Below are 21,016 nucleotides of genomic sequence, written 5' to 3'. Positions count from 1 at the left end.
GGGAATTCACTATTTTAATGTCGTAACAATCTTGGTGACAAGTTCACTGAATCTCTTCATATCGGTGTCCGGCATAATCTCCATCAACTGCGCCTCACACTCCTGCCGGCCCATGTCAATCTGTTCCTTCACCTTTTTACCTTTTTCAGTCAGATTTAATGTAATAGCCCGGCGATCATTCGGGTCGACTTCCCGAATAAGGAAATCGTTATTGACCAACTTATCCACGACCCTGCTCACGCGCGAAGGCGACAAGTCCATGTTCTTGGCCAATTCCGGACTGCTGATCTTTTCGCAGTTGTCCAGCGCCGAAAAGAACAACAATTCCGATTGCGAAAGTCCTAAATCATCCATCAAGCGTTGATCGACCGAAGCACATTTGCGCCTTAGTTCATAAATCATAAACATGATTCCATTCCCGTTTTCCATTGTATTTCAATTTTTTCGATTCTTTTCCGGATACAAAAATACAAATAAAGCAATTATTCACAAGCACATTTTTTGCTATTAGCAACTTTTTTCTCAAAAAAGTTTGTTTTTTCAAAATCACTACTTACTTTTGCATCGAAACTTTTGCTATTGGCAATATTTGAAATAAACAATATTTAGAAACCAAAAAAAGTAAACAAAATGGCTTTGGAATTTTTGACAAAAGAGACCTTTAAATCAAAAGTATTTGATTTCGAAAATAATAAGGATTGGAAATTTGAAGGCAACGTGCCTGCAATCATCGACTTCTACGCTGACTGGTGTAACCCATGTAAAATGGTAGCTCCTATTCTGGAAGAACTCCAGGCAGAATACGGCGAAGAAAAACTGAAAATCTATAAGATTGACACTGAAGACCAGCGCGAATTGGCTGCCATGTTCGGAATCCAGAGTATTCCTTCACTGCTTTTCGTACCGGTTGAAGGTCAGCCGCAAATGGCGATGGGTGCACTTCCTAAAGACACCTTCGTTCAGGCTATCAGCGACGTACTGAAAGTAGAGGCAAACTAATAAAAGCAGCACTGTTTTATGAAGCATGAAGTAGGAATTTCGTGGAAAGAAGACATGGCTTTTGAAGCCGAAGTCAACGGGCATAAAATCATGCTGGACGCGGACGAAAAAGTTGGAGGCAAAAATTTAGGCCCCCGTCCGAAACCGTTCATGCTGACTGCCCTGGCAGGCTGTACCGCCATGGATGTCATTTCCATTTTGAAAAAGATGCGGGTTACCCCCGATAATTTCGATGTAAAAGTATCTGGCGAACTGAGTGAAGAGCATCCAAAGGTTTATACCAGCATGCACATTACTTATCAGTTCTGGGGAGAAGATTTACCAATGGAAAAGCTTGAAAAAGCGATAAATCTTTCGCAGGATCGGTATTGTGGCGTATCGGCTATTTACAAGAAAGCGCTCCCAATTACATCATCTATCGAGGTGAATCCGGAAAGTAAATAACTGTTGCAGAAAAATCACGCCCCGGTCCGTATGGTCCGGGGTTTTTTATTTAAACCCTTACCATGACAACTAACTTTGACCAAATTGTAGACCGCTCCGGAACCGGCGCCATTAAGTACGTCCGGCGTAAAGCGCTTTTCGGACGCGAAGATGTGATGCCGCTGTGGGTTGCAGATATGGAGTTTCGCAGTCCCGAACCAGTCATCGAAGCGCTGCACCAACGTTCAAACCACGGTGTTTTCGGCTATACCCTACCGGGAGATGAATATTTCGACGCGATTAAAGACTGGCAAGAATCTCACCACAACTGGAAAATAGACCGTGAATGGTTGAGTTTTGTCCCCGGCGTTGTACCCACCATTGGGCTGGCGCTGGAAATTTTTTCCGAACCGGATGACAATATTTTGGTACACGCTCCGGTTTACACGCCATTTTTCGATGTGCCCCACAACCTCGACAGAAAAGTTGTGTTCAGTAACCTGAAACTGGAGGATGGAAAATACCGGATGGATCTGGATGACTTGCGGGCAAAAATGAAAGAAAACATCAAAGTTTTCATTCTTTCCAATCCGCATAACCCAGGCGGTCGTGTCTGGTCGGAGTATGAATTGAAAGAACTGGCGTCCATCGCTACAGAGAATAATGTTCTGGTTATTTCGGACGAAATACATGCAGACTTAGTGCTGAATGATTATCGACATGTACCATTTGCTACGGTTTCAGATGAAGCGGCGATGAATAGCATCACGCTCATCTCACCGACTAAAACTTTCAACATTGCCGGATTATCCGCTGCTACTGCCATCGTTCCCAATTCGGAAATCCGTGAAAAACTCAACCACCGGATGCATGCGTTGCATCTTTTCCGTGGAAATATCATGGCTTACGAAGCCGCCCGCGCGGCTTATACCAATGGTGAATCGTGGCGAAAGGAACTGATCTCTTACCTCGAAGAAAACCATCGTATCGTTCACGCTTTCTTCAAAGAAAACCTTCCGGAAATCATTCCCATGGAAGCAGAAGCTTCCTTTTTGGTTTGGCTAAACTTCTCGCAAACCGGGCTTCCGCCTGAAGAAGTCCGCGAACGACTCATCTGCGAAGCTGGTCTTGGCCTTTCTCCAGGTAAGGCATTCGGCCCCGGCGGAGAATATTTCCAGCGAATGAATATTGGCATACCCAGACAATTGCTTCTACACGCATTGGAGAAAATAAAACACGCATTCACTTCCCTCGAAGTAAAATAATTCCAAGTCGCATCACGGTCCATTCCTGATGCGACTTTTTCATTCCTGTTTCCTTCCTTGTCTGTCATTCGCCCATTAGATTTCAAGTCATTATCTGCTTCCCTTGTTTTTACTTTTCCCAATTTTTTTTACTTTTGATAAAATACATTTTCGACACATTATAAAACATTTATAATGCGAAAATATATTACCAAGTTGTATCTTTAAAGTTGTTGATGAAAAGTCCTCTTACTTCTCGTTCAACACCATTACCACTAAACCATTTACTATGCTGCAGAAAAAAATCTTTCTCGATGAATCCGAAATGCCACGGCAATGGTATAACCTGGCGGCTGATTTGAAAATGAGTCCTCCCCTCGGACCTGATGGAAAACCGATTTCGCCCGAGATGTTGGCACCCGTTTTCCCCATGAACATTATTGAGCAGGAAGTAAGTACCCAACGCTGGATTGATATTCCCGAAAAGGTTCTGGAATTACTTTCTATATGGCGTCCCAGTCCGTTGGTTAGAGCTTATGCTTTGGAAAAAGCGCTGGGAACTCCGGCCAAAATCTATTACAAAAATGAGAGTGTATCTCCGGCTGGAAGCCACAAACCAAACACTGCCGTTGCCCAGGCATATTACAACAAGGAGTTTGGCATCAAACGCATCACTACTGAAACCGGTGCCGGACAATGGGGAAGTGCGCTCTCATTTGCCTGTTCCCTGCTGGACCTTGAGTGCAAGGTTTTTATGGTACGGGTAAGTTTTGACCAAAAGCCTTTCCGGCAGATGATGATGAATACCTGGGGAGGAAAGTGTATTCCCAGCCCGAGCATGGAAACAGCTGCCGGTCGTGCAGTGCTCGAAAACGATCCGGATACGCCCGGAAGTTTGGGTATCGCCATCTCCGAAGCCATCGAAGCAGCTGTTACCGACCCAACCGGCGAAACCCGCTATTCCCTGGGTTCAGTGCTGAACCACGTAATGCTGCATCAAACGATCATCGGTTTAGAAACCAAAAAGCAGTTGGCGAAAGTCGGCATCAAAAAGCCGGATGTGGTTATTGGTTGTTGCGGTGGGGGTAGTAACTTTGCAGGACTTTCTTTCCCGTTTGTGAACGACAAAATTAATGGCGCCGATATCGAAATCATCGGAGCTGAACCTTCATCCTGCCCAACGTTGACCAAAGCTCCGTTCTTATATGACCATGGTGATATTGCCAAAATGACTCCACTCCTCCCGATGCACAGTCTCGGACATACATTTATTCCGGCCCCTATTCATGCCGGCGGACTTCGTTACCACGGAATGGCACCGTTAGTCAGTGCAGCAGTAGAAGCAGGTTTGGTCAACCCCGTTTCTTTGCATCAGAACGAATGTTACAATGCCGGTGTTTTGTTTGCCAAAACGGAAGGAATCATTCCGGCACCGGAAACAAACCACGCCATCGCAGCCACCATCCGTGAAGCGTTGAAAGCAAAAGAAGAAGGTAAAGAGAAAACCATCGTCTTCAATTTTTCCGGACACGGATTGATGGATTTGGTTGGCTACGAAAAGTTTCTGCAGGGACAGCTCACCGATTATGAATTACCCGATGAGGAGATTGCCAAAACGGTCGCTCTCTTGAAAGGTTATCCCAAACCATAATACTGACATAAGGGAGGCAATGGTTGCCTCTCTTTTTTTAGTTCTTAGCCCTTCGAAATTCCCACTTTCGATTTCTCTCTTATCAGCAAAATTGCTGACAGATGACATTGTCTTCGTCTGATTCTTTCGTTAAGTTCGTACTATGCCGAAATTTCACCATAACCAATAAGGACTACTTTAGGAACCGGCGCATCCGGAAAATCATAAAACGAACGAAATTCAGATGAAGACCGACATTGAAATTGCACACTCCGTGAGCATGAAGCCCATCGCATCGATTGCGGAAAAACTGGGCATTGAATTTGACGATTTGGAACTGTACGGAAAGTACAAGGCAAAAATTCCACTTCGGTTTATCGATAAGGAAAAGGTAAAACAGCATAAGCTGATTTTGGTTTCGGCCATCTCGCCCACGCCTGCAGGAGAAGGAAAAACCACTGTTTCCATTGGGCTTGCGCAGGCGATGAACCGCCAAAACTATCAAACAACGGTGGTATTGCGCGAGCCTTCTCTTGGACCGGTTTTCGGTATTAAAGGAGGTGCGACCGGAGGTGGCTGGTCTCAAGTGCTTCCCATGGAAGACATTAACCTTCATTTCACCGGTGACTTTTCGGCGATAGAAAAAGCGCACAATCTCCTTGCTGCTTTAATCGACAATAATCTACAGAACAAACAGTATTCTCTGGGTATCGATCCGCGCACAGTGGAATGGAAGCGCGTGATGGACATGAACGACCGGGCGTTGCGGCAAATGATTTTGGGTTTGGGCGGAACCAGCTCAGGTGTTCCCCGCGAAACCGGTTTCGATATCACCGCTGCCTCCGAAATTATGGCCATTTTGTGTCTGGCCGATGACTTTGAGGACCTGAAAAAGCGCCTGGGTAATATCTTCATCGGATTTACCTACAGCGGCAAGCCTGTTTATGCACGCGACCTAAAAGCGCAGGGTGCCATGACGGCACTGCTGAAGGATGCCATTAAACCCAACCTGGTACAAACCATCGAAGGCACTCCCGCCATTATCCACGGCGGACCGTTTGCCAATATTGCGCAGGGAACTAACTCCATTATTGCTACACGAATGGGGCTTTCGCTGTCGGATTATGTAGTGACGGAAGCAGGATTTGGTTTTGATTTGGGTGCCGAAAAATTCATCGATATCAAATGCCGTTATGGTGATTTACAACCTTCGGCAGTTGTCCTGGTTGCCACCGTGCGTGCACTGAAATACCATGGAGGAGCTCCGCTTGATTCGCTGAAAGAGGAAAATCTGGAGGCATTGCAAAAAGGTTTTGCCAACCTCGAAAAGCACATCGAAAATATGCTGCAGTTCAAGGCTTGTCCAGTAGTTGCGATTAACCGTTTTACTTCGGATACCGATGCCGAAATCAACCTGATTGTGGAAAAGTGCAAATCAATGGGCGTAGACGTATCTCCAATCGATGTATGGGCCAAAGGCGGAGAAGGAGCATTGGATTTGGCAGATATCGTTGCCGGAACTTGCGAAAGGTGTGAAAATCAAATCACGCCGCTTTATGACTGGAACTGGGATGTTCCAACAAAAATCGAAACCGTAGCCAAACGTATTTACGGAGCTGAAGCCATCGATTTTTCCAGCCAGGCTAAAAAGGATTTGAAAAAGATTGAAAAGCTCGGACTCGATAAATTACCGGTTTGTATTGCCAAAACACAAAAATCGCTATCGGATAACCCCGCATTACTGGGACGTCCCAAGGATTTTGTAGTAACGGTACGCAACATTGAAATTGCCTCGGGCGCAGGCTTTGTGATTCCCATTACGGGAAACATTATGCGGATGCCGGGCTTGCCGGCGAAACCAGCTGCCGAGAATATCGATATCGACAACGAAGGAAACATTACCGGTTTATTCTAAATCCGGAATAAAATCAAATTCCCCTGTAACAGATTGTTATGGGGGAATTTTGTTTTACAAGCATCAAACAACACTTTAAGTCGATGTTTTTCAATAATATAAATTGTCATTTTTTATAACAGAACAACAAACCTTTACTTTCCTTCATAGTTAATACTAATGAAGAACAATTTGAATTAGTTAAACTCAAAAATATTGTGCTATGAAAATCACATTTATCGGATTAGGAATTATGGGAAGCCGGATGGCTAAAAATCTGGTAAAAGAAAAGCTGGATGTAACGGTTTACAACCGTACCCAATCAGCCGCGGCCGAACTGGTCAAACTAGGTGCCACTGTGGCTAAATCGACAGCTGATGCTGTTAAGGACGCAGATGTGGTCATTTCGATGCTCTCAACGCCCGGCGTGGTAAACGACATTGCTTTCGGCGATTCCGGTTTTGTTAAACACATGAAGCAAAACGCTCTTTGGGTCGATTGCACCACTGTCGATCCTGGTTTTTCGCGCGATGCAGCGGCTAAAGCCCGAAGCTACAACGTCCGTTTCATGGACGCACCTGTAGCCGGAAGCAAAATTCCCGCTGAAAAGGGCGAACTTGTATTCCTGGTAGGTGGAGCCGCTCATGATATGCAAGAGGTCCAATCGCTATTCGATATTATGGGAAAGAAAACAGTTCACGCAGGTGATACCGGAATGGGAACCTCACTCAAAATGTTGGTCAATTCACAACTGGCTCAAGCTATGGTCGTTTTTGCCGAGTCGGTTGTTTTGGGTGAAAAAATGGGATTTTCCCGTGACTTTTTGCTAGAATTTTTATCCGCACTTCCGGTAACTGCTCCTTTTATTAAGTTGAAAACCGATAAAATCAAGTCGAATGACTACTCGGTTGAATTTCCTTTGGAGTGGATGCAGAAGGACCTTCACCTGCTTGGATTGACTGCATATGACAACGGAGTGCCACAATTTATGGCATCGGTAGCCAGTGAAATTTATGCATCGGCAAAAGCAGATGGTTTTGCACGGGATGATTTTTCGGCCATCATTAAATCGCTTGAAAAACGAGCAAAATAGATGAATTTACCATAAATTAGATCGAAGAGACAAGATATTTACGAGGAGCCGGTAAAATGAAATGTATTGACTAATACAACTAAAAATGAATGCCGGAATTGTCATATCGATCGTATTTGGTGTAGTCTATTTCATCCTCACCCATTTTATTGCAGAATACATCGGGAAAAACCGGACCATAGGTTATGGCCGTTCCGTTTTCTGGTGTATTTTGCTGACACCCGTTATCGGCATTTTTATTGTTCTAATGAGTCGAAAAACGAAGGAGTAAATAAAAGGTAATCCTCATCTACCCTTTCATCAGTTAACATATTGATTTTCTGTGCGAAAAACTTTATTTTTTTTTGCTCTTCCACATACCAAATTTACAACATCCCCGTTTTTATAAAACAAGATTCAGAAACTTGCAACTAGTAGATTATCTGCTATTTATCAATAAAATGGTTAACCTATCAGAGCAGTCAGGTTTAGAATGATGGATTCAGTTAGTTGAGCGAGGCTTGGTTGACTTTTTCAAAACCAATTTATTTTTTTAACCCAACCAATCCATTCCTCCCCGAGGAACCCGAGAGCGAAAAAGGGGCGATGTTAAGGCATCTGCCCCTTTTTTTGTCATCCAAAAGGTCTGATATTTGTTATTCAGGTAAGGACTATTTATTCAAAAGGCATGAAAATCATTCCATTTTTTGCTTTACTTATTATTTCCTTCAGTCTCTTTCACGGGATTGCTTTTTCCCAAAATTTGACGGAACCTGAAGCTAACCTGGACCAAAAAATTCGGGACCACCATATTTCACGGGAAGAATTTGCCTATTACCAGATTCTGAATAACAAAGAACACCGGCTAAGTAACTACCGGGATGACAATTTGATGCTTTTATCCAAAATCATCCTGCTGCACCACATCAACGAAAGCCGGAGAAAATATTCTGTTCCGTCACTGAAACTGGATATTCTGGCCAGCCGGGTAGCCAACAAAATGAGCCGCAAATCGTGTGACAATGGCTTTTTCGGGCACTGGAATCTTCAAGGTGAAAAACCATACCACCGATACGCTTTTGCCGGTGGTACCGACCATGTATCGGAAAACGCTTCGGCCTTAATCACCACAGGAAAGATTTCACCCGATTTCGATAATATTGTCAAATTGATGGAGAATGCTCATACCGGTTTCATGGAAGAAAAAGCTCCGGATGACGGACACAAGCAAACGGTCATTGGGCCGTTTCATAATTACGTAGGTATCGGAACGGCTTCGTGTACGCATGGCTTCCGGTATTACGAAGAATATCTCGACCGCTATATACAGTTTGGTCCATTTCTGCAAACCATCAAGAAGGGAGAAACGGCTGCAATACAATTCCGGTTGTTGGATAAGAAGCTTTACCCGTATGCCATCATCGGCTACTACGAACCTCCACTGAAGCCCATGACCCGCGCTCAAATCAATCGATTGAATAGCTACAATGATTTCACCAGAGAAATAGCTTTCCAGTTATGGCCCTGGGAAATTCCATCCCCCAACCGCGACGGTTATATCACCATACGAAAACGCTTCAATAAAAAAGGCTTATACTACATTCAGATTTACCTGAGCAAAGAACCGTATCAAGGTGGAAGGAGAGCCAGTAACCGTGGTAAAATTCAAGCATCTGGAATCGTCATCAGGGTAGAATAAAGAAAGGCTTTCCCAAATAAACGGGAAAGCCCTCTTCTCAATTAATCAACCAATTGTTTCAGTAACACTGCATCAAAATGGTCTTCTCTACTCTTAAAGTTTCAGTGTAACAAATTTTTCATTCGGCGTCATGCAAATACCGCAACGGGCAGGTCCTTGTCCGGCATAGGTGTTGCCACACACCAGACAAACCTGGTAAAGCGACGGCATACTATTTACCTGATTATTATCCAGCGAATTAAGTGCATTCTCATACAACTCTTTGTGTTTTTTCTCAGTCTGGAATGCGTAGTTGAATGACATCATGGCAATGTTTACCTTCTCTTTCGATGCATCCTTTAAAAAGTTGGGATACATGGTTGCCACTTCGTATGATTCGCCCGCTATTGCATCTTTCAAATTGTCACGCGTACCTTTCACATCAAACTCCGGATTCACTACCGGAACATCTGCTCCGAGTTGTTTCAAGGCCGCTTGATGATTTCCGGCATGTATCTTCTCTGCACGTGAAGCTGCTTCGAATAACAAAGCAATTTTAGCATAGCCTTCTTCTTTTGCCTTTTTGGCGAAAGCCGCATACTTGGCATGCGCTGTGCTCTCACCCGTGAAAGCGTCCTGTAAATCTTTCACGGTTTGTGTATTTCCTGCAGCAAAAACAGGCGTAAATCCCAGCATTAATACAAATGCCAGTAACAAGGAAGAAAATTCTTTTTTCATCATGGTCAATGTTTGTTTTGTTCTTTATTTATTATGAGAACAAATCTAATACACCAACCATAAAGATCGTCTAAAGAGAAACTTAAGAACAGCTTAAATCGGATGAAAACATCCGTTTACACACTATTTTCTTCAGGGAAATACAAGGTAAACCGGGTACCTTTTCCAGGCTTACTCTCCACCTCCGGCCTAATGTGCAGCAATCCGCAAAACCGACGGACTAGTGCCAAACCAAGACCATTACCTTCGATAAAGGAATTCCGCGATTCGTCGACACGATAAAAGCGGTCAAAAATCCCGTCCATTGCATGTTCGGGAATACCGGGACCTTCATCGGCTACCGCCAGGCTGGTCACTTTTTTCTGTTTTTGTAAGGTGATCGATATTTTGGAATTAGCCGGACTGTATTTAATGGCGTTCGTAATCAGATTCTCCACAATTTGCTCTACCATAAACCGATCCGTTTGCAAAACAACTTCCGGTGTAAAATCCAGTGCCAGCTTCAAGTTCTTTTCAGCAAACCGGGTTTCAAAACGGGCCAAAACGCCTTCCAGCAAATCCTGAACATCCACATTCGACAAATGAACCGGAGCTTCATCGCCTTCGTAACGAGCCAGCAATAAAAGTTTGTCAACCAAATCCGACATCCGGTTCACTTCAGATAAACTGCTGCTGATTTTCTCGATGTAATATTCCGGCTCACGACTTTTCCGCAACATCACCTCCAGTGTTCCCTTCAGAATGGAAAGCGGTGTCCGCAATTCGTGGGAAGCATCCGATGTAAATTGCTTTTCGCGAATTACAGCATCTTCAAGTCGTTCAAGCAACTGATTGATTGTCTGCGTAAGCGTATATAATTCGTCTTCGTGTAATGGCAACGGAATCCGTTCATTCAAATTTTCCCTGCTGATCTTTTCGGCTGTTTCGGTTAACCGGAATACCGGATGAATGCTTCGGCGGGCAATCAGGCTCGTGACGAAAAAAAGCAGGATCAGGACAATCGGAAAAGCCAGAATTAGTACGCTGCGCAGATTCCGCAGGACAACCACTGTACTTTCCAGCGGAACAGCCATGTCCATGTATCCCTTTATTTCATTCAACGAATCAAAAATCGGTGTTTGTAACTGCCGGACCGGTTGCTTGGAAAGTGTGGTATTGACGAAAAAGTTTTCGGTACGATTCAGGTAAATTTTTAGTGAATCATCGTATAAATTAGGAGTGCGTTTGATAATCTGACCGTGCACGTCACTAATTTGCATGAAAATAGGATTCACCTCAACCTGCTCATGCTCATTTTCATTCCATTCATAGGGATTCGTCATGACAATCTCACCGTCCAGTATAACGAAGCCTTCGCTTAACTGCTCGGATTCCTCCGACAGCTCAGCATCAAGATGCCGGTACACACTCTGATATACCACCATGTATATGAAAAAAAACACCACCATTGTCAAAATTGCGGTGGTTCCCATGTAATACAGAGCAATTCGATTGCTGAAGCTAAGTCTCATTCGTAGGTTTCGTGTTTGCGATTTTTATTCCTCCTGTATGATGTAACCGACACCACGAATGGTACGGATAAATCCAGGCTCATCTTTCTGGTCAATCTTCTTTCGAAGAGAATTAATGTACACATCAATCACAGACGTATCATAATCGAAATGGATGTCCCACACATGTTCTATTATCCGGGTACGGGAACAAGCCTTCCCTTTGTTTCGAAGCAAAAACTCCAAAAGCGCAAACTCTTTTTGCGTAAGTTGAATTTCTTCCTCACCACGAAAAACCTGATGTGTGTTTAAATCCATGACCAGTTTCCCTGTACTTAAACGGGAAGTTTCGCCTGAAGGCTCACGTAACTGAACCCTTATCCGGGCCAGCAACTCTTCAAACGAAAAAGGTTTACGAATATAATCATTGGCTCCCATTTCCAGCGCAAATACAGCATCTTGTACGGTATCGCGAGCTGTCAGAAAAATGACCGGCATTTGCAGGCCTTCTTCACGAATCTGCCGAACAATCTCCACACCACTCATACCGGGCAACATCCAGTCGACCAGTAATAAATCGTACTCTTCACCATTGTCCATAGCCATCTCCTGCCCCTTAATTCCATCTTCTGCTACATCAACGGCGAAAGATTCTTCTTCGAGACCCTCTTTCAGGAACCTGGCAATTCCAGGCTCATCTTCAATGACTAAAATACGCATAGTGAATCAGACTAGTTGTTAGATAAGGTATTAGTTGTTTCCGAAACTGAGTTCGACGCCGGCGGCATGTTTGTACACCAACTCACCTCCGTAATATCCGGTACGGGCAACCGACAAAACGGTCGCGAGAAAAAGAACCAGTGCCACAGCTTTTAATGCTCCCCTGTATTTTTCAAACCAGACCAGAATAATCCGAAAGGCCGAAGTAATTAAAGCGAGCCACAATGTCAATGTTCCGGCATCTTCATGAACTTCAACAGCTTGCTTCAGCGAGCCCGCTTCGATGCCATCGCCTGCCATATGCCCGGTAATAACTGCAGCAATTGCCCCGAGCGTTCCCAAAATTAACAAATAAAATCCAGCGCGGGTAAAGAATTCCTTCTTTACAAACAGACCAAGGACATCAGAGAAAAACCCAGCAATTAATAATGCAATCGGGAAGTGAACCAACATGGGGTGGATGTGTGAAATATCAATCATATCGTTCAATTTTTAAATGAATTTATAACGTTTAAACTGACGGGGAACAACTTATTCTGCCACGTCATATCAATTTGTATATTTCCGGAAGTTAAAATCATAAGTGAAATTAAGGAGTACTGTAACTCGCTTAGTTTCTGTCAAAGAAACAATAGCTAATCTTAACTGGTTCTCTATAAAAACTTAAAATATGCTTAATTCTGTATATCCATTCTAAATTCCAAGGCGAAAGGCTCACACAATCCACTCTCAACCTAAACCTTTGTAGATTCCGCTTTTAGCTAAATAGAGTACTTAATAAATGGTTATATTCTGTTACATCTCATCAGCGTTTATGTTGCATAACTCCTTAAAATCCTCCGCCTTACCTAAACCCGACGATTATTTTCCTTAAATTTATACATAGCACACTTGCTTTCTCATCCAACAAAAACCGGGAGATGCCTTATGATACTAACCGTCACATTGAATCCGGCCATCGATAAAATCCTAATCCTGAACGGGTTTGAAATTCACAAGTTGCATCGGCTCGACAGTCGGGAGATGAGTATGACGGTTCCCGGTGGGAAAGGTGTTAACATTGCGCTGAACCTAAAAGTACTGGGCGATGACACGATTGCAACAGGCTTTGCCGGTGGTCATGAAGGACATTTGCTTTGTGACTCCCTGCGACAAAGCGGCATTACCACCAGCTTCGTCTTTACCGAAGGTTCCACCCGGACCAACACATCCATTCTGGACACGCAACATGAAACGCTGACCGAAATAAACGACTTTGGGCAAGAGATTCCGGAAGACGACCTGGTATTCTTGCTGGAAAGCTACGAACGACTTCTCAACCGGGTTGATATGGTTGTACTGGCCGGTTCACTTCCTAAAGGTGTCATCGAAGATGTGTACCGCCAAATGATTATCATGGCCCAGGGACACGGGATCAAAGTGGTTTTGCACGCTGCGCCCAAATATACCGATCCATTAATTGATTCCGGACCATTTCTTATCAATCCGGATATGCGCAGTTACCACCATTTCATGGGCCGTCCGCTCGATGGTATTGATGCGTTTCTGCAGGCAGGAAGAGAAATCATTGCTTACCAAAAAGATACGGAGTTTGTCATTTTCACACACCGGATTGAAAATGTAGTGGCGGTTACCCGAAAGCAGTCTTACATTTTGCGCCCGAGAGATTTGAAAATTGTCAACATGCTGGGCTATGCCGATGCCTACCTCGCGGGATTTATTCATGCATACCGGCAAAATCTCCCGACGGCGGATGTTCTCCGGTACGCTTCAGCTGCCGGGCTGACCAACATCGAAGCGCTGTACAAAGAGATACGCAATACCGAACAAATTACGGCCAACCTTGAACGCATTGATGTGGAGGAAGTGTCATGAACAGGGTGAAAGATTTCATATACAGGGATATTCTGTCGGTCAACGAGAATTCGGATTTGCGACGGGTCATCATCACCATGAAGCGGCACAGAGTATGTGCCATTCCGGTGGTCAATCAATTGGGAGAATATATAGGCTGTATCAGCGAACAGGATATTCTCAATGCATCGGTTCCGCAGTACATGAAATCGATGTATAATACATCATTCATGGCCGATTTGGATCACATCGTCGGGCACCTGCATGATTTGCTCGATGAGAAAGCCATCAAGTTCACCGATTCAAATTATCCGACTGTGACACCCAGTGATTCCATGTCGTACGCTGCCGATTTGCTTTTTCGCTCAAAAAAAACAGCCCTTCCGGTTTTGGAAGGTAAAATGCTGATAGGGTTACTCACCCGAATCGAAATACTAACCGTATCTCTCAATGGAAATAAAATAAGCTAAGGAGGCAACTTATGACGGAATTCCTGAGTTGGCATCTCGACACCATCCATATCATCACCACCCTGGTCATCTTCATCTTTACGTTTGTATTTATTACAACCGAAACACTCCCCAATGCCATTGCAGCCATGATTGGAGCTTTTTTACTGGTGGCTTTTCACATTGTCAATCAGGAAGAAGCTATTGAGGCGATAGATTTTGAAACCATCGGTTTGCTTAGTGGCATGATGATGACCGTGGCTGTTATGCGAAAATCGGGGTTATTCGAGTACATCGCCATTAAGAGTATCAAACTCACCGGAGGAAGCCCGTGGCGGATTCTGGTCGTGCTGTCCATCGTTACCGCAATTTTGTCTGCGTTCCTCGATAATGTTACCACTGTTTTAATCATTGTTCCGTTGACTTTCGCGGTAGCTGACACCATGAAAATTAATCCGATGCCGATACTGATTTCCGAAATACTCTTTTCGAATATCGGTGGGGCTGCAACACTGATTGGTGATCCGCCCAATATCATGATAGGCGGTGCCACCAACCTCGATTTCATGGATTTTATTCAGAATAATTCACCTGTGGTATTGATCGTATCTGTTGTTACCTTCTTTCTCCTCCGGCTCATCTATTACAAAAAATTATCTGCCGTAATTGCCGACAAGGAAAAAATTCAGGCATTCGACGAAAAAAGAGCCATCCAAAACAAACGCTTTTTCTATACTACACTGATCGTCTTCCTCGTCATCATCACGCTATTCATCACCCACCAACTGCACAAGATTGACCTCGCGACATTAGCCATTGGTGGTGGTTTTACCATGATGATGGTGACCAAACAGGACCCGGAGGAAATACTGAAAGAGGTAGAATGGGCCACGCTTTTCTTCTTTATTGGTCTGTTCATTATTATTGGTGGTCTGGAAAAAACCGGTATCATCAGTTTTCTGGCGGACAAGATGGTAGAAGTAACACATGGCGAAACAGAGCCAGCTGCCCAGCTTGTGCTATGGATGTCGGCATTGTCGACAACCTTCATTAACAGTATTCCCTACACGGCAACCATGATTTCCGTTATTAAAGAAATGGCTATCAACCCCGACCAAAGCATTGAACCGATATGGTGGGCACTGTCACTCGGGGCATGTTTCGGAGGAAATGGGACTTTGATTGGTGCTGCCGCCAACATTATTGTAGCCGGATTTACTCAAAAAACCCCTTACCCCATTAAGTTCAAAGAGTATTTCAAAATCGGTTTCCCAATGATGCTGGTCTCCATTGTTATTACTTCGTTGTACCTGTACATACGCTATTTTTAACGGTTATTGCTTCCCATATTTAATTGGCAAGGGAAAAAGATTTGTTGTAATTTTATGACTTGCGAGTAACTACTAATCAACCAAATGTATACTTGATGAAAAAAATCAAACTTAACCTGTTAGGCAAAATCACCGTTGCCTTGTTCATCGTTTTCATACTGATTCAGTTTGTTCCTGTTCATTTGCAAGATCCCAACACGGCACCAGCCAAGGATTTCCTGCACATCAACCAGCCATCGTCCGAAATCAGCAGCATGATGCGAAATGCCTGCTACGACTGTCATTCCAATGCCACCGAATTTCCGTGGTATTCACATGTAGCACCGGTTTCCTGGATGCTGGAATCACACATTGATGAAGCACGGGCACATATTAACCTTTCCGAATGGGGCAATTACCCCGAAAAAACAGCCAACCTCAAACTGGAAGGTATGACCATCGACGTGAAAGAAGGTGTCATGCCCCTCACCTCTTACACCTGGATGCATCCCAAAGCCCGACTGACAGATGCTCAACGAACTCAGCTGGTCGATTATCTTCGTTCGTTAGAACCGGGAAATTAAGTCGAATGCATTTTTTTACGTAAAAAAAAGACTGTCTTCAAGTGTAGACAGTCTTTCACATTCCATTTTATCCAGATTGCAATTGTTGATTAATAGTGATCGTTGGAAACTACTTTCCCTTTGGAATCTATCTTCAGAATAGCATATCCGTTGTGCCGTACAAACACCTTCACACGATAGACGGCATCAGAGGGTAGATATTTGGGAGTCATCATCAACTCTTTGACATGTGCGACACGAATAACCTTGCCTTTAAATGTATTTTTAATGGTATTGACAACTGTTTCAGGCAAAACAGAAACACGTCCTTTGGCAATGACAAATGAACCATCAGGCTTGAAGATTCCAGTCATTTTTAAATCTTTGAAACGGAAGTTTAACTGGTATTGGGTAGGTGGCGTGTGAACAATCACCTGATAATCATCTGGAACGTAATAGTTGTAATCCAAATCATCATTATAGTAATAAGGAGCATCACCCATGCCGTCATACAATTCGCCGTCACCATAATACTCATCGGGGAAGCCGTCGAAATTAAAATCTCCAAAGTATGCATCATTTGTCCAATCAATCAAATAATTATACTTGTCGTTTCCAGTCCATGAAGTGATAATCCCTCCAGGGAAAGTCTTCTTGAATGAACTAGCAATAGAAGCCGGAAGCTGTTGTGTTTGTCCGAAGCTTAAAGCCGGAATCAACAGAAATAAGATTATGGATAATTTTTTCATGATAAAAATTTTTATTGAGTTCTATAAAATAACTTCGTATAGATTTCGAAAAAACAGAAGAACTCGTCTCGTGCTAATTACGAAGTGATTACCATGAAACCGGACTTTTAAAAGAAAAGTTTTATAACTCTCTTATAATTAACAAAAAACAACTTTCGTTTTATAAAAAGTGTAAAACGAAAAATCATTACCAACTGATTCACTACACATTGACTATTTATAACGATAAGATACAATGTTTTTCTAATTTTAACTTAACTATATCATTACGTCACAGACGTGACGCTCCAGTAATACGATTCAGCAAACAATTTGCCGACACGTACATATTCCGCATTTTGCTTCGCTCACCATTCAAATTAAACTGTACCTTTGCCGCAGCATAAACGATTACTATGAACAAACTCGGAACATTTCAGGCGCTGGAGGTAATGCGTCTGGTTGATTTTGGCGCTTACCTCGATGGACAGGAACTGGGCGATATTTTACTTCCCAAACGGTACATGCCCGAAGGCTGCAAGCCGGGCGATTTCCTGGAAGTATTTATCTACCTCGACTCGGAAGATCGCATTATTGCCACGACCGAAGAGCCGCTGGCTACAGCTGGTGACTTTGCACTCCTGAAAGTAGTTTCGGTGAATCAGATTGGAGCATTTCTCGACTGGGGATTGCCCAAAGACTTATTGGTTCCGTTCAGCGAACAAAAAAGCAAGATGGAGGAAGGCCACTGGTACATCGTTTATGTGTATGTCGACGATGAAAGTCGCCGGATGGTGGCTACTACGAAACTGGATAAATACCTTGACAATGTTCCGCCGGAATATCATGCCGGGCAGGAAGTGCAGCTCATGATTCACAGCAAAACGGACATCGGCTACAAAGCCATTGTGAATAACATGCACTGGGGAATGCTGTACCAAAACGAAGTATTTCGTCCGTTGAAAAGCGGCGAACAACTTCCGGGCTACATCAAACAGGTGCGTGAGGATGAAAAACTTGATGTGAGCTTGCAGAAACCTGGCATTGAAAGCGCCATGGACCTATCGGATAGAATTCTGAATATGCTAAAAGAGCAAGGTGGCTTTTTGGCTGTTACCGATAAAAGCTCACCGGAAACAATCTATTCCTTCTTCGGCGAAAGCAAGAAAAACTATAAACGGGCGGTTGGAATGTTGTACAAAAAGCGAATCATCACCATCGAGCCCGATGGTATCCGCCTGAACCAGTAGTGAAATAAGAAAGAAAAGGATATTTTAACAGTAGCCATTTGGCTGTCCGGGCGATTATAGCTAATATTCATTACCTAAAATGAACAGCCATGGCAAATTCAACCAGCAAGTTTGCGGTAATTGGAATGGGGCAATTCGGGCATGCAATTGCCCGGAAGCTTACTCAGCGTGGTGCCGAAGTTTTGGCTATCGATATCGATGAGCAACTAATAGATGATATAGCTGAGGAAGTTGCCTACGCTGTTGCCCTGGATGCTACCGATCCGAAGGCTCTTGCCTCACAAAACATCAGCGATTACGATGCCGTTGTGATAGCTATCGGCACCAATTTCGAGCAACTGACACTGTGTGCGGTCACCCTGCTCGAGTTGGATATCAAACGGATCATTGCCCGGGCAACCGGCCCCGTACAGCAAACGATTCTCGAAAAAATCGGTATCCGCGAGGTGCTCATTCCCGAAAGCGAAGTGGCGACCATTGTCACCGAAAAGCTATTGAATCCGAGTATTGTGTCATACCTGGAACTGCCCGACGATTACCGCATCGCCCAGCTGAAGCCGCCCGAAGTAGCCATTGGACGCTCAATTGGTGAGTTGGACCTGCGTGACCGCTATAACCTCAGCCTAATAACCATTACCAAAGAGCTGGAAGTAATCAAGAATGGGCGGGTCATACTGGAAGAACACATCGATATCCCCAATTCGGCTACCGAAATCGGAGAAGACGATTTTATGCTCATCTTCGGCAAGCAAGTGGATATTGAACGCTTTCTGGAAATTAACGAATAAAAAAGCAATCCAGCGGAAGTCATCACCTGAAGTAACCGTGCATGAAGCCCATTTTTTCAAAACAACAACTTGAAAATATCAATACTTTCCGTTACAACATCCGGGGAGTTATCAATCATATTATGCCGGTGGCCCGGATTTTGGTTTCACTGGCAGCCATGGGAAGTATCGTTTACTACTATGGATTTCCGCAAAGCAGCGATACCGCCCTGGTCGCTCTCGGAATCATCCGGTTCAGTTTTTATTTTTACATCTTCAAATACCTGCTCTACTTATTTCTGGCGCAGCATCCCAGACAGTATATCCGGGAAAACAGGATCGAAAGTATCATCATTTTTGGTCTCATCTTTTTCGGTCTGCTCTATCTCCTTTTCGGCCATCAACTTATGAGAAACATAAGCGAAACATATTACCTCTCTTATGTTTTGCCCTATTTACTCTTATTCGTCCAGCTTTACTTTCTCGTCATTGTTACCATCGAAATCGGGCAGGCCAGCCCGATTATTGCGAAACTAGATTTGGGACCGGCAGCTCTGCTGATTCTTTCCTTTCTTGTACTGATTTTAGCCGGCACCGGACTTTTAATGATGCCGCAAATGACCGTCAATCACCACATCCACTTTGTAGACGCACTTTTCACATCGGCCAGCGCCAGTTGTGTCACCGGACTAATCGTAGTGGATACGGCGACCTATTTCACCTTCAAGGGACAAATGATCATCATGTTTCTCATCCAGCTGGGGGGAATCAATATTATTTCGTTCGCTACATTTTTCACCACGTTTTATTTTCGATCCACCGGGGTCCGCTACCAATCACTTGTGAAAGATTTTCTGAGTACCGACAAGTTTTCCGACACCCGATCTATCCTCCGGCAGGTTGTATTCCTCAGTGTTTTCATGGAACTAACCGGTAGTATTCTTATTTTTTTCCTTTGGGGAAACCATTACGATTTTGGTACCAACCGCGATAAAATCTTTTCATCGGTTTTCCATGCTATTTCGTCCTTCAACAATGCCGGCTTTTCACTTTTTACCGATAATCTTTATGAACAAGGCGTCCGAAATGCATACGGTCTGCAATTGGTGATTGCCGTACTGGTGATTACCGGAGGTTTGGGTTTTATTGCCTTGCAGGATATTCAGAAAAAACTGACCTTCCGGAAAAAGAAAAACATACCGCACCACGCATTGCAGGTCAACACACGACTGGTTCTGTGGGTAAGCGGCATATTACTTTTTATCGGAACGGTTGTTTTTTATGTACTTGAAAAAGATACGCTACTGAAAGAACAATCATTTGGACACGCCATTATCACCTCCTTTTTTCAATCGGTAACCGCACGAACGGCCGGCTTTAATACTGTCGATTTCGGACATATTGGCTTGCCCATGCTCACCATTTTCATGTGCCTAATGTATGTTGGAGCTTCACCGGGTTCCACCGGAGGAGGAATTAAAACCACAACGTTTGCCGTTCTTATAAAATCGGCCATCGACACATTGAGAGGTAAGAAAAATGTGGAATTCTTCCGTCGAACCATCTCATTCAACAACATCAACAAAGCCTACTCACTGGTGTTGTTTTCGATATCACTGATTTTTTTATCGACCTTTCTGCTCAGCATTTTCGAACCCAAAACCGATTTTGTCAGGTTACTGTTCGAAGAAATTTCGGCCTTTGCCACTGTGGGGCTTTCCACGGGGATCACGGCGGGTTTGTCCGTTACCGGGAAAATCATCATCATCGTTTCGATGTTGGTGGGACGCGTTGGCCCTTTGACATTGGCACTTGCACTCAGCAAAAAGGCCATGTATACCCGTTACCGGTATGGCCGCACCAATGTCATGATTGGGTAATACAAAATCAATCCTTCGATTTACTAAAAACTGTCATTAGTCATAAATGTGGCATTTAGCCGGCATTTGATTATCTTTGTGAAATAAATGTCCAGCCGGATATTCTGTGGTAGATATATTTACCGGGAACGACCGGAATGATGACAGAAATACCGTTTTTATTCGAGACCGCAACACTACATATCATAAAAGAAGGCAACGAACGCTTTTCATAGCTCTGTTCAACTATCTCACACCAAACAGAGAGCGTCCGGCAGTACTCCTTTTATGCGTTTTGAATACCAACAAACTCAATCCCACTTTCAATCATTCTGTTCATACTTCTCG

General features: G+C 43.8%; 21 protein-coding genes. 15 read left to right on the top strand and 6 right to left on the bottom strand.

All coding sequences use genetic code 11. From position 1 onward, the window contains the following. Nucleotides 1–9: 9 nt before the first annotated feature. Nucleotides 10–429, bottom strand: a complete 420-nt coding sequence (locus tag T426_RS24215) for a MarR family winged helix-turn-helix transcriptional regulator (RefSeq protein ID WP_025864816.1) — start codon at nt 427–429, stop codon at nt 10–12. Between the two features lie 201 nt (nt 430–630). Here T426_RS24215 and trxA point away from each other — a divergent pair, with 201 nt between their 5' ends. From trxA to T426_RS0118085, 8 genes are all read left to right on the top strand, one after another. Beyond that, complete coding sequence (gene trxA, locus T426_RS0118120; RefSeq protein ID WP_036984601.1) at nt 631–999, top strand: thioredoxin; 369 nt, start codon at nt 631–633, stop codon at nt 997–999. An 18-nt stretch (nt 1,000–1,017) separates the two neighbouring features. After that, nucleotides 1,018–1,443: an OsmC family protein gene (locus T426_RS0118115; RefSeq protein ID WP_025864818.1), complete on the top strand. Its 426-nt coding sequence runs from the start codon at nt 1,018–1,020 to the stop codon at nt 1,441–1,443. Between the two features lie 62 nt (nt 1,444–1,505). Beyond that, entirely contained in the window at nt 1,506–2,687 is a 1,182-nt protein-coding gene (locus tag T426_RS0118110; RefSeq protein WP_025864819.1) for a MalY/PatB family protein, read from the top strand. 268 nt (nt 2,688–2,955) lie between these two features. Beyond that, entirely contained in the window at nt 2,956–4,317 is a 1,362-nt protein-coding gene (locus T426_RS0118105; RefSeq protein ID WP_036984603.1) for a TrpB-like pyridoxal phosphate-dependent enzyme, read from the top strand. A gap of 223 nt (nt 4,318–4,540) precedes the next feature. Beyond that, entirely contained in the window at nt 4,541–6,211 is a 1,671-nt protein-coding gene (locus T426_RS0118100; protein ID WP_025864821.1) for a formate--tetrahydrofolate ligase, read from the top strand. Between the two features lie 202 nt (nt 6,212–6,413). Continuing rightward, the gene (locus T426_RS0118095; RefSeq protein ID WP_025864822.1) at nt 6,414–7,283 is read left to right on the top strand and encodes an NAD(P)-dependent oxidoreductase; all 870 of its coding nucleotides are present in this window, start codon (nt 6,414–6,416) and stop codon (nt 7,281–7,283) included. 85 nt (nt 7,284–7,368) lie between these two features. Continuing rightward, nucleotides 7,369–7,554 carry a hypothetical protein gene (locus tag T426_RS0118090; protein WP_025864823.1) on the top strand — a complete coding sequence of 62 codons (186 nt, stop codon included), beginning with the start codon at nt 7,369–7,371 and terminating at the stop codon, nt 7,552–7,554. Nucleotides 7,555–7,950: 396 nt separating this feature from the next. Further along, nucleotides 7,951–8,961, top strand: a complete 1,011-nt coding sequence (locus tag T426_RS0118085) for a CAP domain-containing protein (protein WP_025864824.1) — start codon at nt 7,951–7,953, stop codon at nt 8,959–8,961. 93 nt (nt 8,962–9,054) lie between these two features. Here the strand turns inward: T426_RS0118085 and T426_RS0118080 are convergent, their stop codons facing one another. The 4 genes from T426_RS0118080 to T426_RS0118065 all read right to left on the bottom strand — a co-directional run bounded on the left by T426_RS0118080 (nt 9,055) and on the right by T426_RS0118065 (nt 12,368). Beyond that, on the bottom strand, nt 9,055–9,681 hold the full coding sequence (locus T426_RS0118080) for a rubrerythrin family protein (RefSeq protein ID WP_051538928.1): 627 nt from the start codon (nt 9,679–9,681) through the stop codon (nt 9,055–9,057). Nucleotides 9,682–9,794: 113 nt separating this feature from the next. Continuing rightward, a complete protein-coding gene (locus T426_RS0118075) occupies nt 9,795–11,189 on the bottom strand; it encodes a sensor histidine kinase (protein ID WP_025864826.1) in 1,395 nt (464 codons plus the stop codon). A 24-nt stretch (nt 11,190–11,213) separates the two neighbouring features. Then, nucleotides 11,214–11,888, bottom strand: a complete 675-nt coding sequence (locus T426_RS0118070; RefSeq protein ID WP_025864827.1) for a response regulator transcription factor — start codon at nt 11,886–11,888, stop codon at nt 11,214–11,216. A gap of 30 nt (nt 11,889–11,918) precedes the next feature. Then, the gene (locus tag T426_RS0118065; RefSeq protein WP_025864828.1) at nt 11,919–12,368 is read right to left on the bottom strand and encodes a DUF2231 domain-containing protein; all 450 of its coding nucleotides are present in this window, start codon (nt 12,366–12,368) and stop codon (nt 11,919–11,921) included. A gap of 447 nt (nt 12,369–12,815) precedes the next feature. Here T426_RS0118065 and T426_RS25295 point away from each other — a divergent pair, with 447 nt between their 5' ends. From T426_RS25295 to T426_RS0118045, 4 genes are all read left to right on the top strand, one after another. Next, complete coding sequence (locus T426_RS25295) at nt 12,816–13,763, top strand: 1-phosphofructokinase family hexose kinase (protein ID WP_025864829.1); 948 nt, start codon at nt 12,816–12,818, stop codon at nt 13,761–13,763. After that, nucleotides 13,760–14,212, top strand: a complete 453-nt coding sequence (locus tag T426_RS0118055) for a CBS domain-containing protein (protein ID WP_025864830.1) — start codon at nt 13,760–13,762, stop codon at nt 14,210–14,212. Before T426_RS25295 ends, T426_RS0118055 begins: the two co-directional genes overlap by 4 nt. Nucleotides 14,213–14,223: 11 nt before the next feature. After that, entirely contained in the window at nt 14,224–15,522 is a 1,299-nt protein-coding gene (locus T426_RS0118050; protein WP_025864831.1) for an ArsB/NhaD family transporter, read from the top strand. Nucleotides 15,523–15,617: 95 nt separating this feature from the next. Then, nucleotides 15,618–16,085 carry a heme-binding domain-containing protein gene (locus T426_RS0118045; protein ID WP_025864832.1) on the top strand — a complete coding sequence of 156 codons (468 nt, stop codon included), beginning with the start codon at nt 15,618–15,620 and terminating at the stop codon, nt 16,083–16,085. 89 nt (nt 16,086–16,174) lie between these two features. Here T426_RS0118045 and T426_RS0118040 read toward each other — a convergent pair whose 3' ends face one another. Beyond that, a complete protein-coding gene (locus T426_RS0118040) occupies nt 16,175–16,813 on the bottom strand; it encodes a hypothetical protein (protein WP_025864833.1) in 639 nt (212 codons plus the stop codon). Nucleotides 16,814–17,208: 395 nt separating this feature from the next. Here T426_RS0118040 and T426_RS0118035 point away from each other — a divergent pair, with 395 nt between their 5' ends. From T426_RS0118035 to T426_RS0118025, 3 genes are all read left to right on the top strand, one after another. Then, nucleotides 17,209–18,042, top strand: coding sequence for a CvfB family protein (locus tag T426_RS0118035; protein ID WP_025864834.1), 834 nt, complete (start codon nt 17,209–17,211; stop codon nt 18,040–18,042). Nucleotides 18,043–18,131: 89 nt separating this feature from the next. Then, on the top strand, nt 18,132–18,830 hold the full coding sequence (locus tag T426_RS0118030; protein WP_025864835.1) for a potassium channel family protein: 699 nt from the start codon (nt 18,132–18,134) through the stop codon (nt 18,828–18,830). Between the two features lie 41 nt (nt 18,831–18,871). After that, nucleotides 18,872–20,689, top strand: coding sequence for a TrkH family potassium uptake protein (locus T426_RS0118025; RefSeq protein ID WP_025864836.1), 1,818 nt, complete (start codon nt 18,872–18,874; stop codon nt 20,687–20,689). Nucleotides 20,690–21,016 lie beyond the last annotated feature (327 nt).

Origin of the sequence: Prolixibacter bellariivorans ATCC BAA-1284, from assembly GCF_000621705.1 — a bacterium.
In the GTDB taxonomy this organism is placed as follows: domain Bacteria; phylum Bacteroidota; class Bacteroidia; order Bacteroidales; family Prolixibacteraceae; genus Prolixibacter; species Prolixibacter bellariivorans.
This window is presented reverse-complemented; position numbering and strand designations above follow the sequence as displayed.